Genomic DNA, 13,706 nt, shown 5'->3' on the forward strand with positions numbered 1-13,706 from the left:
CCCCATGCATCAGGCACTTGAGTCCCTGCTCGATCTGCTCGACCTGGAGCAGATCGAGCAGGACATCTTCCGCGGCCAGTCCCGGTCCGCCGTCGTCCCGCGCGTCTTCGGCGGGCAGGTGGCGGCCCAGGCGCTGGTCGCCGCCGGGCGCACCGTCCCGGCCGACCGGCACGCCCACTCCCTGCACGCGTACTTCCTCGTCGCGGGCGACCCGGGCGCGCCCATCGTCTACACCGTCGACCGGATCCGCGACGGCCGCTCCTTCACCACGCGCCGCGTCGTCGCCGTCCAGCACGGGCAGCCGATCTTCCACCTCTCCGCGTCCTTCCAGACGTACGAGGAAGGTCTGGAGCACCAGGCGGACATGCCGCCCGCGCCCGACCCCGAGACGCTGCCCACCGCCGCGGAGATCCTGCCGCGCTACGCCGACGCCTTCGTCGGGCCCGGCGTCGTGCAGCGGCTGCTGGAAGCGCGCGAGGCCGTCGACCTGCGGTACGTGGACGCGCCGCCGTTCGCCTTCGTGGGCGAGCCGCAGCCGCCGCGCTCCCAGGTCTGGTTCCGGACCAACGGCAAACTCGACGGCGCCATCGACGCGCACCTCCTCCACGTCTGCCTCGCCACCTACGTCTCCGACATGACGCTGCTCGACTCCGTGCTGCTCGCGCACGGGCGCGGCGGCTGGGCCGTCGGCGACGTCGTGGGGGCGTCCCTCGACCACGCCATGTGGTTCCACCGGCCCTTCCGTGCCGACGAATGGCTGCTCTACGACCAGGAGTCGCCGTCCGCGTCCGGCGGGCGCGGACTCGGGCAGGCCCGGATCTACACCCGGGAAGGACAGCTCGCGATCACCGTGATCCAGGAAGGCGTGGTTCGCGTTCCGCGCTGATCGGACATACCGTCCCGTACATGGATGCAAGGGCGGACGGCGCGGTGACGGTGGACGAGAAGGGCACGGGCGGGGAGAGCGTCGGCACGGTCGTCGTGGCCGCGCTGGCCAACCTCGGCATCGCCCTCGCGAAGGCCGTCGCCGGCGTCATCAGCGGATCCAGCGCGATGCTCTCCGAGGCGGCTCACTCGTTCGCCGACACCGTCACCGAGCTGATGCTGCTCACCTCCCTCAAGCGCAGCGAGAAGCCCGCCGACGAGGACCATCCGCTGGGGTACGGGGGCGAGCGCTACGTCTGGGCGCTGCTCGCCGCCGTCGCCACATTCGTGGGCGGCGCGGTCTTCTCCCTGTACGACGGGATCCACACGCTCGTCGCGGGCGAGGACCTCGGGAATCCCCTGGTGTCGTACATCGTGCTCGCGATCGCCTTCGTCCTGGAGGGCTTCTCCCTGCGCACCGCCGTCAAGCAGGCCCGGGGCGAGGCGGCGCGCTGGCGGGCGCCCATCGGCACGTACCTGAAGCACACGCCCGACACCGCCGTGAAGGCCGTCGTCCTGGAGGACAGTGCCGCGCTCGCCGGACTCGTCATCGCGGCCGGCGGTCTGCTGGGCGGGCAGCTCACCGGGTCCGGGGTCTGGGACGGGATCGCCTCGCTGTGCATCGGCCTGCTGCTGCTCTGGGTGGCGTGGGTGCTGGGCCGGTCCAACGCGCAGCTGCTGGTCGGGCGGCCCCTGCCGGAGCGGGTGCGGGCGGAGATGCGGGAGCTGTTGCTCGGGGTGGAGCACGTCGAGGCCGTGCTGGAGCTGACCACGTTGGTGCAGGGGCCGCAGGAGGCGCTCGTCGCGGCGAAGGTCGACTTCCGGGACGCGTCCACCGCCGCGCAGATCGAGTGGGCCTGTGAGGATGCGGCGCGGCGCCTTCGGGAGCGGTTCCCCTTGGTGCGGCGCGTCTACCTGGACCCGACCCCGGGTTTCGCCCAGCGCCGTACGGAGGGCCTCAACCCGTGGTGAGCATCGCGTCTGCCGGGTGGCGGCTGGTTCTTCGGCTGCGGGCCGGTGGGGCTTCTCGCGCAGTTCCCCGCGCCCCTGAAGCGAGCTCCGCTCGCTCAGGGGAAGGCTGCGCGCAGCGCATGCCTTCAGGGGCGCGGGGAACTGCGCGACCAGCCCCCACCCTGCCGGCTAGTCCAGAAGGCCCGCTGCGGAGAGCAGGTACGCCGTCATCGGGTCGTAGTGGCGCGGGCTCGTGACGTGGTCGTCCAGGGGGACCGTCACCTGCATCGTGCCCTCGGCCTCCCCGACGAACAGCGCCGGGTCGTTGCAGTCCGCGTAACCGACGGAGTCGAGGCCGCGCTGGGCCGCGCACCCTGCCCAGCCGTGGTCGGCGACGACCAGGTCGGGCAGCGGGCGGCCCTCGCGGGCCAGCCCGTCGAGGATCGCCGACATCGGGTCGGGCGAGTGCGTGTGCCACAGCGTCGCGCCGCGCTCCAGCATCGCCACGTCGGCGAACTGGAAGACCATGCCCTCCTCCGTGGCCAGCCCCTCGGGGATCACCACGACCTCGGCGCCCGCCGCCCGCAGCGCCGCCGCCGTCGCACGGTGCACGTCCAGGAGGCCGCCGGGATGGCCCGTCGCGAACAGGACGCGCTGGCGGTCCTCGGCCGCCTTGCGCAGCCGCGCCGCCATCCGCTCCAGCGCGTCGACCGTCAGCTCCGGGTCGATGGTGTCCTGGCCGTAACGGAACTCCGGGTCGTCGATCACCCCGCAGCGCTCGGCCATCACCGCGAGCACGTCCTGCTCGTCGGTCCAGCGGTCACCGAGCTCAAGTCCCAGCCAGAAGTTCCGGTCGCCGTTCGCGAGCTTCCGGTAGTGGGAGAGGTTGTTCTCGCGGGGCGTGGCCACGTCGCCCGCGATGCGGGTGCGGACGAGGTGGTCGATCAGGGCGGCGCGGGTCGGCGTATCGCTGGGAATCCCGGGTATCGGCATGGGTCCATTGTGCCGGTGGTCGCTGTGCGGCGTTGATCGGTTCCGCACAGTGGGACCCACCGCTCAGGGCGTGTGCCGCAGCGCGAACCACAGCTCCATCCGGACGTCCGGGTCGTCCAGGTCCGTGTCCAGGAGGGACGCGCAGCGGGCGATGCGCTGGCGCACCGTGTTGCGGTGCACGCCGAGGGCGAGCGCCGCGCTCTCCCAGCTGCCGTGCAGGGCGAGCCAGGTCCGCAGGGTCTCCAGGAGCGCCGGCTGACCGGCGAGCGCGGCCGGGGTCGGCGCGGGCGTGCCGTCGGGGCGGTGCCGCACCAGCGGCGTCCGGGTCGCGCGCGCCCGGGCGAGGGCGTGGGCCGCCTGGGCGTCCGCGAGCGGCAGGTCGGCCGGGCGGACGGGCGCGCTGACGCCGAGCGCGCAGCCCTCGTACGGGGGGATCTCCTGGTCGGCGGGGAACAGGGCGAGGGTCACCGTGCCGTCGGCGGACGTCCCGGCCAGCGGGGTGCCGAGCGCGGGCGCCGGGACCGCCGCCGTGTTCGGGCGGGCGTGCACGACCTTCCACAGGCCGGGGCCGAGCAGCGCCGACGCCGCCTCCGCCCGGTCCGCGCCGAGCAGCAGGTCCACCAGCGCCGCCGCGCGCTGGGTGTCGTCCGCCGAGCGGTGCGCCCCGGCCAGCAGCGAGAGCAGCACCACCGCCGCGCCCGCGATCGTGTGGTCGCCCGCCGACCGCCCCTGGGTGGCGAGCCCGAGCGCGCCGCCCGTGCTCAGCGCGTACGCCGACAGATGCGTGTCGGCGACCGTGTCCGCGGCCGACGCCGGCGTGGGCAGCAGCCGGCTGGTGTGCGGGCGCACCACCTGCGTCAGCGCGGTCAGGGCCGCGTGGACGGGGCCCGCGGGCCGCGGCCCCGCCTCGTGCGGCTCCGCCCCGTCCGCCGCCACGAGGAGCGCGAACCCGCCCGTGCGCTGGGCGAGTTGACGCAGCACCGCGCGCACCGGGTCGGGCCGCGCCGCCGCCGAAGCGAGGGCCTGCTGCGCCTCCGTGACCCGGCGCAGCTCGGCGTGCCTGGCCTGCGCCATCAGATCCCACACGGCGCGCGCGATCCCGCTGAACGTGGTCCGCGGGGGCACCTCGACGAGCGGCAGCCCGTGCCGGTCGCAGGCCGCCACGAGGCCCGGCGGCACCGTGTCGTGCACGGGAGCGAGACCGAAGCCCAGAGCGGTGGCGCCGCCCTCGGCGACCCGCTCCACGTACGTGTCGAAGGGCGTCTGCGGGTCGAAGGAGACGCCGGTGGTCTGCACGCCCGCCGTCAGCAGCAGCTCCCCGCCGAGCAGGTACGGGCGCGGGTCGGGCAGCTCCGAGGTGTGCGCCCCGTGCACCGTGACGTCGGCTCCGTCCGGGCCCGCGATCCGGCGCAGGCCCAGGTCGGCGCGGGCCAGCAGCGCGGCGAGCGGGACGCCCGGCGTGGGGGGTGCGGAGGGGACGGGCACCGGCACGGTGGATGGTTCCTCTACTGAAGGAGTGTGGGGTGGAGGAAACGTACACTTCAGTGTTGCTTTTCGGCCACCTAGATTCGTCTGGACCGGTGGGCGCGGGTACGGGCGGATGTCCCCGACGCCGATGGCCCCTCCCGGGGGACCTCGCAGCCGGACATTCCGTGCACGACACGCCACTGAGGTGTGCAAAGGAGGGCGTCCCATGGCCGTCGACTACATCGTGATCGTCGTCTACCTGGCCGGCATGCTGGCGATGGGCTGGTGGGGCATGCGCCGCGCCAAGTCCAAGAGCGACTTCCTGGTCGCCGGGCGGCGCCTGGGCCCGGCCATGTACTCCGGCACCATGGCCGCCGTCGTGCTCGGCGGCGCCTCCACCATCGGCGGCGTCGGCCTCGGCTACCAGTACGGCCTGTCCGGCGCCTGGCTGGTGTTCTCCATCGGCTTCGGCCTGCTCGCCCTGTCGGTGTTCTTCTCGGCGCGCATCGCCCGACTGAAGGTCTACACCGTCTCGGAGATGCTCGACCTGCGCTACGGCGGCAGCGCCGGGATGATCTCCGGCATCGTGATGTGGGCGTACACACTGATGCTCGTGGTGACGTCCACCATCGCGTACGCCACGATCTTCGACGTCCTCTTCGACGTGCCGCGCTGGCTGGCCATCGTCATCGGCGGCGCCATCGTCGTCGCCTACTCGACGCTCGGCGGCATGTGGTCCATCACCATCACCGACATGGTGCAGTTCGTCGTCAAGACGATCGGCGTGCTGCTGATCCTGCTGCCGGTGGCCGTCGTCAAGGCGGGCGGCTTCAGCGAGATGAAGGCGTCCCTGCCGACCTCGTACTTCGACCCGCTGGGCATCGGCGGCGAGACGATCTTCACGTACGTGCTGATCTACACGTTCGGCATGCTCATCGGCCAGGACATCTGGCAGCGCGTGTTCACCGCCCGCACCGACAAGGTGGCCCGCTGGGGCGGCACGATCTCCGGCGTCTACTGCCTGGTCTACGCGATCGGCGGCGCGGTCATCGGCACCGCCGCCAAGGTGCTCTACCCGAACGGGCTCGGCGCCGCCGACGAGGCGTTCGCCCGCATCGTCAAGGACGAACTCCCGGTCGGCATCCGCGGCCTGGTCCTCGCCGCCGCCCTGGCCGCCGTCATGTCGACGTCGTCCGGCGCCCTGATCGCCTGCGCCACCGTCGCCAACAACGACATCTGGAAGCGGCTGCGCGGCATCAAGCCGGACGCGACCCCCGAGGGCGAGCACGACGAGGTGAAGGGCAACCGGATCTTCATCCTCGTCCTGGGCATCGTCGCGATCGTCACCTCGATCATCCTCAACAACGTCGTCGAGGCCCTGACCGTCGCCTACAACCTCCTCGTCGCCGGACTCCTCGTGCCGATCCTCGGCGGCCTGGTCTGGAAGCGCGGCACCGGCACCGGCGCCCTCACCTCCGTCGTCGTCGGCGGCCTCTCCGTCATCGGCCTGATGTGGCACTACGGCATCCTCGCCAACGAGCCCGTCTACTACGGCCTGACCGCCTCCCTCGTCGTCTACGTCGTGGTGTCCCTGGCCACCCGGCCCACCGACGCCGCCGTCCTCGCCAACTGGCGGGAGCGGCTCGCCGGGCGCGGCGCCCCCGAGCCCGACGCGGCTCCCGTCGCCGTACCGCAGTAACCCCGTAAGAAAGAAGGCATGCGCGCAATGAACAGCTTCGAGACGCCCCGCGTTCCCGCCGGTCCCACCGGTGCTGTCGGTCCGGTCGACTCCTCCCGCATCCCGCGGTACGCGGGGCCTGCGACCTTCGCGCGCCTGCCCCGCCTCGACGAGGTCGGCGCCGCCGACGTCGCCGTCGTGGGCGTCCCCTTCGACACCGGTGTCTCCTACCGGCCCGGCGCCCGCTTCGGCGGCAACGCGATCCGTGAGGCGTCGCGCCTCCTTCGCCCGTACAACCCGGCGCAGGACGCGTCGCCGTTCTCCCTCGCGCAGGTCGCGGACGCCGGTGACGTCGCCGCCAACCCGTTCAACATCAACGAGGCCGTCGAGACCATCGAGGCCGCCGCCGACGAGCTGCTCGGCTCCGGCGCCCGCATGATGACGCTCGGCGGCGACCACACCATCGCGCTGCCGCTGCTGCGCTCCGTCGCGAAGAAGCACGGCCCGGTCGCGCTGCTCCACTTCGACGCGCACCTGGACACCTGGGACACGTACTTCGGCGCCGAGTACACCCACGGCACGCCGTTCCGCCGCGCCGTCGAGGAGGGCATCCTCGACACGTCGGCGCTGTCCCACGTGGGCACCCGCGGCCCGCTGTACGGCAAGCAGGACCTGACCGACGACGAGAAGCTCGGCTTCGGCATCGTCACCTCCGCCGACGTCTACCGGCGCGGCGCCGACGAGGTCGCCGACCAGCTCCGCCAGCGGATCGGCGACCGCCCGCTGTACATCTCCATCGACATCGACTGCCTCGACCCGGCGCACGCCCCCGGCACCGGCACCCCGGAGGCGGGCGGCATGACCTCCCGCGAGCTCCTGGAGATCCTCCGCGGCCTCGCCTCGTGCAACCTGGTGTCGGCGGACGTCGTCGAGGTGGCGCCCGCGTACGACCACGCCGAGATCACCGCCGTCGCCGCGTCGCACACCGCGTACGAGCTGACGACGATCATGTCCCGGCAGATCGCGTCGGCCCGGGCCGAGTGACAATTGACCGGCCGGCCCCTTCGCCGTAGGGGGTCCGCTTCGGTGGCGGCCGCGGCTTTCGTCGCGACCAGCCCACGACAACCGGTGGCCGCCGACATGACCGAGCCCCCTACGGCGAGCAGGCGCAGACCCGAACCACCGCGGAGGCGGAAACCGCATGACCCACGACCACGACCTGGAGCTGCGGCCCACGGCAGCGCAGACCGAGGCCGCCCTGAACCCGCCGCCCGGGCGCAACGGCGGCGACCTCGTCGTCGAGACGCTGCACGGGCTCGGCGCGTCCACCGTGTTCGGCCTGCCGGGCCAGCACGCGCTCGGCATGTTCGACGCGCTGCGCCGCTCCGACCTGCGCTACGTCGGACTGCGCATCGAGAACAACGCGGGCTTCGCCGCGGACGCGTACGGCCGGGTGACCGGCGAGGTCGCGCCGCTGCTGCTGTCCACCGGGCCCGGCTCGCTGATGTCGCTCGCCGCGCTCCAGGAGGCGGCCGCCGCGTCCGCGCCGGTGCTCGCCATCGGCAGCCAGATCCCGGTCGCCGGGCTCGGCGGCGGACGCCACGGCTATCTGCACGAGCTGCGCGACCAGCAGGCCTCGTTCCGGGACGTGGTCAAGTCCGTCCACACCGTCCGCACGCAGTCGCAGATCCCGTCGGCCATCGCCGCCGCCTGGGAGTCCGCGCTGAGCGCCCCGCACGGCCCGGTGTGGGTGGAGATCCCGCAGGACGTGCTCCTCGCGGAGACGACGCTGCCCGTCGTCACCGCCATGGACGCGACGCCGCGCGAGCTCGTCCCGCGGCCCGAGCTGACCGCCGTCGCCGCCGACCTGCTCGCCGGGGCGGAGCGGCCGGCCATCATCGCGGGCGGCGGTGTCGTCCGGGCGGACGCCGCGGGCAAGCTGCTCGCACTCGCCGAGCGGGTCAACGCGCCGGTCGTGTCGACCTTCGGCGGCAAGGGCGCCTTCCCGTGGGAGCACCCGCTGTCGCTGCAGTCCTGGCTGGAGGACCGGCACACCACCGACTTCCTGGAGGACGCCGACGTCCTGCTCGTCGTCGGCTCGGGACTCGGTGAGCTCTCCTCGAACTACCACACGTTCAAGCCGCGCGGCCGGGTCGTCCACATCGAGGCGGACGCCGGCAAGCTGGAGTCCAACCACCCGGCCCTCGGCATCCACGCCGACGCCAGGCTCGCCCTCCAGGCGCTGGTCGAGACGGTCGACGAGCGGCCCGACGCCGACGCCCCGGCGCGCGTCGCCGCGGTCCTCAAGGCCGTCCGCGAGCGCATCGACGCCCAGGAACTCACCCTGGAGCAGCAGGTCCTGGCGTCCGTGCGCGAGGCGCTCCCGGCCGGCTCCCCGTCGTTCTGGGACATGACGATCCTCGCCTACTGGGCGTGGTCGGCCTGGCCCGGCGCGATGCACTCGGCGCAGGGCGCGGGCGGCCTCGGCTACGGCTTCCCGGCGGCGCTCGGCGCGGCCGCCGCCGACCCCACCAGGCCCGTCCTCGCGGTCTCCGGCGACGGCGGCGCCCTGTACTCCATCGCGGAGCTCGCCACCGCCCGCCAGCACGACCTGGACGTCACCTGGCTCATCGTCGACGACGGCGGCTACGGCATCCTGCGCGAGTACATGACGGACGCCTTCGGCCAGGCCACGGCGACCGAACTGACCCGCCCCGACTACGTGGCCCTCGCCGAGTCCTTCGGCGTCCCGGGCGTCAGGACCAGCCCGGAGTCGCTCCGCGCCGACCTGGCGAAGGCGCTGGCCGAGCCCGGCCCGCACGTGGTGGTGCTCCCCGCGCTGCTGCGCATGTTCGCCCCCACCCACCTGGGATGACGGAGGAAGTGGCATGACGACGACCGTGGCCTGTGCCCAGCTCGCCCTCGGCGTGGGCGACGTGGCGGCCAACCTGGCCGCCGCCGAGGAGGCGATCGAGGCGGCGGCGGGCGCCGGCGCCCGTGTCGTCGTCCTGCCCGAACTCGCCAACAGCGGCTACGTGTTCGCGTCCGCCGCCGAGGCGCGGGCGCTCGCCGAACCGGTCGAAGGGCCGACGGTCACCGCCTGGTCGGCGGCGGCCCGCCGGCACGGCGTGACGCTCGTGGCGGGCCTGGCGGAGCTGGACGCGGACGACCGGGTCCGCAACTCGGCGGTCCTGATCGACCCCACCGGCACCGTCCGCGCCGTCTACCGCAAGACCCATCTCTTCGGCACGGAGAAGGACTTCTTCGTGCCGGGCGACGAACGGCCGCCCGTCGTCGACGTCGAGGGCGTCGGCCGGATCGGCGTCATGGTCTGCTACGACCTCGAGTTCCCCGAGTGGGTCCGGCTCGCCGCCCTGGCCGGCACCGAACTGCTCTGCGCGCCCGTCAACTGGCCGCTGTTCCCGCGCCCCGAGGGCGAGCGTCCCGCCGAGGCCGTCCGCGTCCAGGCCGACGCCGCCGTGAACCGGATGTACGTCGCGGCCTGCGACCGCGCGGGGGAGGAGCGCGGGGTGCGCTGGACCGGGGGTTCGGTGATCGCCGACCCGGACGGCTTCCCGCTCGCCGGCCACGCCCCGACCGAGGGCCCGGCCCTGCTGCTGGCCGCCTGCGACCTGGAGCAGGCCCGCGACAAGCGGCTCGGCGAGCACAACGACGTGTTCGGGGACCGGCGGCCCGAACTGTACGGGCCGAACGCCTGAGCCGCTGAGCCGCTGGGCCCAGGCGTTCGGCGGCACGGCGGAGCGCCGCGCGGACCGGCTACCAGATCGCGTCGACCCACTCCGGGTGGTCGATGAACGGGTTGCGGTTGTGCTGGTACGTGTCGTAGATGACCTGGTTGCGCTTCTCCTCGAAGGCGCTCGGCGGGTCCTCGTCGCTCCACTGCTTGAGGACGGCGAGCTTGCCCATGTAGGGGTTGCTCCCGTTGTTCACCGACTCGTTGGGCTCCAGGTCGGCGAAGCCGTCGCCGCCGTCGTAGCGCACCGCCATGTAGAGGATCATGCGGGCGACGTCGCCCTTGTCCGCGTCGCGCGGCTCGAAGGAGTCGGAGTCGGTGAGGCTGCCGCCGCCGTTGCTGACGGCGCTGCCGCCGTTGTCGAAGTCCTTGTTGCCGCGGATGCTGTTGACCTGGACGTCCGCGGGGCGCAGGTGGTGCAGGTCGGTGCCCGGGCCCGTCACCTCGCCGAAGTCGCCGTGGGACTTGGCCCAGGTGTGCTCGCGGTTCCAGTCGCCGACGTCGCCGCCGTTCAGGGACTTGGCGCGGGAGACGCCGCTGTACAGCAGGATCACGTTGCTGCTGTTGTTCGGGTCCTGGTCGGTGACCTTCAGGGCGTCCCAGACCGCGGAGTAGGAGATCTTGCTCTGGCTGCTGATGATCGTGTGCAGGGCCGACTTGAGGCTCGGGCCCGTCTTGCCGATCGCGTTCTTGTAGTACGTCGAGTCGTACGCGGTCGTGGTCGCGGAGGCGGGGCTCGCGGTGGCCGCGGGGAGGGCGACGGCGGCGAGCAGCGCGGCTGTCGTGAGGGCGGCGGTGCGTATGGGGATGCGGGGCATGTGGGGTGTCCGTCCGTTCTACGCGTGTCGACTGGGGACGGACGGAGCGTGACATGGACACGTACGCAAAGGGGTGAACGTTCGGCGACGATTGTGTGTCGGAACGCGGCAACTTCCTTTTTCCGGGAACCAGTTGGCGCGCGACGCGGCCCGCACCCTCCCCCGGGGAGCGCGGGCCGGCCGTGCCATGTCGTGGGCGCCGGGGCCTACTTCAGCCGCAGCTCCTTCCAGGTCTTCGGGCCGACGATCCCGTCGTACGGCTTGACGTGGTACTTCTTCTGGAACCAGAGCACGGCGGCCTTGGTCCGCGACCCGAACCGGCCGTCGACCTTGAGGGTGCCGGGCGCGGAGGTCGTCTGGTTGAGCAGTGCCTGGACCTCCTTGACGGCCCTGCCGTTGTTGCCGCTGCCGATCGTCGCGCTGCCGTTGTAGTAGCCGCAGCGGAAGCCGACGCCGTTGTAGTAGGTGCACACCTTGTCGGCTGCCGCGTGCACGGTGCCGCGGGCGGCGGCCGGCGCGGCGGTGTCCGCGGTGGCGACCCCGGCCGCCGCGCCGCCGAGCAGCGTGAGCGAGGCGAGGCCGACGCCGAGCAGCCGGCGCGGAGTGGTGGCGATGGTCCTGGTCATGGGCAACTCCCCGTGATGAGTGGTCGGTTGTCGAACACCACCGACGGTGCCGGGAGCGGCCGGGGCACGGCCAGAGATGTCGCGATTCTGCTGCAGGCGCGGGACGTCCCAACCGCTGACCTGCACGGACGCCCGGCGGGACGGGACAGCGGCGGGACGCCGTACGCGGCCGGGGAACTGAAGTACCGGTGCGCGGCATCTTTACCGGGTGTGACGAACAGACATGGAGGGGGAACATGTCTCGTTGGAAGCAGCTGCCCGCCTCGATGGAACCGAGGCAGCGTCAACTCACCGTCCAGCTCCGCCGGTTCAAGGACCGCAGCGGACTCACCCTGCGCGCGGTCGCGGCCCGCACCGGATACAGCCGCTCGTCCTGGGACCGCTATCTCAACGGCAGGGCGCTGCCGCCCCGCCAGGCCGTCGAGGCGTTCGCCCGCGCCTGCGACGGCGATCCCGTACGGCTGCTCGCGCTGCACGAAGTGGCGGCGGAGCGGGGCGGGGGCGCCGGTGCGCTTCCCGAGGCGCCGACCGATGCGCTTCCCGGGGCCGGCCCTGACGCGGCCCCCGAGGCGGCGGACGCCGGGCCGGTCCGGGGGCTTCGCCGCCCGGGCCTCGTCGTCGGGGCGGCGGTCATCGCGGCCGTCGTCGTGGCCGCTCTCGCGCTCGCCCTCGTCCTCGTGCGCCCCTGGGGCGACGGCGGCGAAAGGGCCGCGGCACCGAAGGAGTTCGTGTTCAAGGCAGGGGTCGACCACCCCTGCAAGGTGCACCGCGCCGGCGACGGACTCCTCTACGCGGGATACAGCAGGACCCGCACCGGCCTGATCGGCCCGCAGTCCGCGCAGTGGCCCGTCGTCGAGGCCCAGTGCCTGCTCCGCCACCGCGGCCTCGCGCCCGGCATCGCCGACGGCTTCTTCGGGCCCCGCACCGGACGCGCCGTGCAACGGCTCCAGAAGCGGGCCCACCTCGTCGTCGACGGGATCGTGGGCGAGGACACCTGGAAGGCGCTGCGCACATGACGGCGGTGGAGTGCGACCGGCTGGTGGAGACGCTGCGCGCGGCCCGCAGCAGGTCGGGCCTCAGCCTCGCCGCCCTGGCCGCCAAGACCCCGTACAGCAAGTCGTCCTGGGAGCGCTATCTCAACGGCAAGGCCCTGCCGCCGCGGCAGGCCGTCGAGGAGCTCTGCGCACTCGCCGGTCAGCGGCCCGAACGGGCGCTCGCGCTCTGGGAGTTGGCGGACGGCGCGTGGAGCGGGCGGGCCGCGGCGGCGGAGCCGGTGGCGGTACCGGTCGCGGAGCCGGTGCCGGTGGTCGTGGACGTGGCGGGGCCGGGGCGGTGGGGGAGGCGGCCGGTGATCGGCTTCGGGGTCCTCGCCGGCGTCCTCGTGCTCGCGGCGGTGGCCGCCGCCCTGCTGGTCACCGGCGACGACCACCCCCGCGGACCGGCCGCCGCCTCCGTCACCACCGCGGCCAAGGGCTGCCACGGCGCCGACTGCACCGGCAAGGACCCGGAGGCGTACGGCTGCGGGGTCGACCCGGTGCCGACGACGCTGCGGCGCAGGGCCTTTCCCGGCGGCACCGTCGTCAAGCTCCGGCACGGCCCGGACTGCGCCGCCGTGTGGGCGCGGATCGATCTGGGGGAGGTGGGCGACCGGATCGAGGTCCGCGTCCCGGGGCGCCGGGCCCAACAGGCCTCCGTGGACGACGAGTTCGACGCGCGCGGCGCCCTGTCCACCCCCATGGCCGCCGTCACCCGGAGCGAACTCGACCGGGTGACGGCGTGCCTGGTGCGAGGCGGGAAGCGGTGGTGCTTCGGCGCGCCGGTCAGCTGACGTCGGACGGGTCCAGGCGGTACAGCGAGGACGACGATGACGACGAGGACGACGAGGACGACGAGGAGCTGTCGTCGCTCTTGTTCGTGCTCTTGCTGTACTCGCTCTCCTTCACCGCCGTGCCGTGCTTCTTCACCCACGCGGTGACCGCGGAGCTGACGTCGTTGCCGCCGCCCATGCCGCCGCCCATGCCGCTCTCGCCGACCTGGATGTAGTGCAGCCGGCCGCTCTTCACCAGCTTCTTGAGCTTCGCGACCGTCATGCCCTGGTCGGAGCCGGTGAAGCCGTACATGGAGATGACGGGCTTCTTCGTGCTCAGGATGATCTGCGCGGCGGACTGCGAATTGGAGACCGCGAGCAGCCACTCGGCGCCGTCCTGGTGCTTCTCCAGGTACGCGATCAGGTCGCTGCTGACGTTGCCGCCCATGCCGCCGCCCATGCCGCCGCCACCGGGACCGCCGCCCGAGCCGCCGGGCATGCCGCCGCCGCTCTCCTGCGAGCCGCCCTGTTCGGAGCCGCCGGGCATCTCGCCACCGCCGGGCATCTGGCCGCCGGGCATCTCACCACCGCCGGGCATCTGGCCGCCGCCGGGGAAGCCACCCTCCCCGTTGCCGCCGGGCATCTCACCGCCACCAGGGAAGCCGCCTCCGCCCCCGTCACCGTTGCC

At 73.3% G+C, this 13,706-nt stretch carries 12 protein-coding genes and 1 pseudogene; 8 read left to right on the forward strand and 5 right to left on the reverse strand.

The features are described from left to right. Positions 1–4 precede the first annotated feature (4 nt). A complete protein-coding gene (locus M4J07_RS18995; protein ID WP_255973433.1) occupies positions 5–886 on the forward strand; it encodes an acyl-CoA thioesterase in 882 nt (293 codons plus the stop codon). A gap of 20 nt (positions 887–906) precedes the next feature. Further along, on the forward strand, positions 907–1,896 hold the full coding sequence (locus M4J07_RS19000; RefSeq protein ID WP_255973435.1) for a cation diffusion facilitator family transporter: 990 nt from the start codon (positions 907–909) through the stop codon (positions 1,894–1,896). A gap of 168 nt (positions 1,897–2,064) precedes the next feature. Here M4J07_RS19000 and M4J07_RS19005 read toward each other — a convergent pair whose 3' ends face one another. Both M4J07_RS19005 and M4J07_RS19010 read right to left on the reverse strand, forming a co-directional pair. Next, on the reverse strand, positions 2,065–2,868 hold the full coding sequence (locus tag M4J07_RS19005) for a phosphatase (RefSeq protein WP_255973436.1): 804 nt from the start codon (positions 2,866–2,868) through the stop codon (positions 2,065–2,067). Positions 2,869–2,931: 63 nt separating this feature from the next. Then, the gene (locus M4J07_RS19010) at positions 2,932–4,353 is read right to left on the reverse strand and encodes a PucR family transcriptional regulator (protein ID WP_255973456.1); all 1,422 of its coding nucleotides are present in this window, start codon (positions 4,351–4,353) and stop codon (positions 2,932–2,934) included. Between the two features lie 208 nt (positions 4,354–4,561). On the opposite strand from M4J07_RS19010, the gene M4J07_RS19015 reads away from it, so the two are divergent. From M4J07_RS19015 to M4J07_RS19030, 4 genes are all read left to right on the forward strand, one after another. Continuing rightward, positions 4,562–6,034 carry a sodium:solute symporter gene (locus M4J07_RS19015; protein ID WP_255973438.1) on the forward strand — a complete coding sequence of 491 codons (1,473 nt, stop codon included), beginning with the start codon at positions 4,562–4,564 and terminating at the stop codon, positions 6,032–6,034. Between the two features lie 27 nt (positions 6,035–6,061). Next, a complete protein-coding gene (gene speB / locus M4J07_RS19020; protein ID WP_255973458.1) occupies positions 6,062–7,057 on the forward strand; it encodes an agmatinase in 996 nt (331 codons plus the stop codon). A 157-nt stretch (positions 7,058–7,214) separates the two neighbouring features. Further along, positions 7,215–8,888 (forward strand): thiamine pyrophosphate-binding protein, encoded by a 1,674-nt coding sequence (locus M4J07_RS19025; protein ID WP_255973440.1) that lies wholly within the window; start codon positions 7,215–7,217, stop codon positions 8,886–8,888. A 13-nt stretch (positions 8,889–8,901) separates the two neighbouring features. Then, the gene (locus M4J07_RS19030; RefSeq protein WP_255973442.1) at positions 8,902–9,732 is read left to right on the forward strand and encodes a nitrilase-related carbon-nitrogen hydrolase; all 831 of its coding nucleotides are present in this window, start codon (positions 8,902–8,904) and stop codon (positions 9,730–9,732) included. Between the two features lie 58 nt (positions 9,733–9,790). Here M4J07_RS19030 and M4J07_RS19035 read toward each other — a convergent pair whose 3' ends face one another. Continuing rightward, entirely contained in the window at positions 9,791–10,585 is a 795-nt protein-coding gene (locus tag M4J07_RS19035) for an endonuclease I family protein (protein WP_255973444.1), read from the reverse strand. Between the two features lie 206 nt (positions 10,586–10,791). After that, positions 10,792–11,211, reverse strand: a complete 420-nt coding sequence (locus M4J07_RS19040) for a peptidoglycan-binding domain-containing protein (protein WP_255973446.1) — start codon at positions 11,209–11,211, stop codon at positions 10,792–10,794. 236 nt (positions 11,212–11,447) lie between these two features. Here M4J07_RS19040 and M4J07_RS19045 point away from each other — a divergent pair, with 236 nt between their 5' ends. Together M4J07_RS19045 and M4J07_RS19050 are read left to right on the forward strand one after the other, a co-directional pair. Then, a complete protein-coding gene (locus M4J07_RS19045; protein ID WP_255973448.1) occupies positions 11,448–12,227 on the forward strand; it encodes a helix-turn-helix domain-containing protein in 780 nt (259 codons plus the stop codon). Next, entirely contained in the window at positions 12,224–13,039 is an 816-nt protein-coding gene (locus M4J07_RS19050; protein ID WP_255973450.1) for a helix-turn-helix domain-containing protein, read from the forward strand. The genes M4J07_RS19045 and M4J07_RS19050 overlap by 4 nt, the downstream gene beginning before the upstream one ends. On the opposite strand, the pseudogene M4J07_RS19055 reads toward M4J07_RS19050, so the two are convergent. Next, positions 13,032–13,706: pseudogene (locus M4J07_RS19055) on the reverse strand (hypothetical protein); the annotation flags it as partial. The gene M4J07_RS19050 and the pseudogene M4J07_RS19055 sit on opposite strands and share 8 nt — an antisense overlap.

The organism is Streptomyces longispororuber, assembly GCF_024448165.1.
GTDB classification, from domain to species: Bacteria; Actinomycetota; Actinomycetes; order Streptomycetales; family Streptomycetaceae; genus Streptomyces; species Streptomyces longispororuber_A.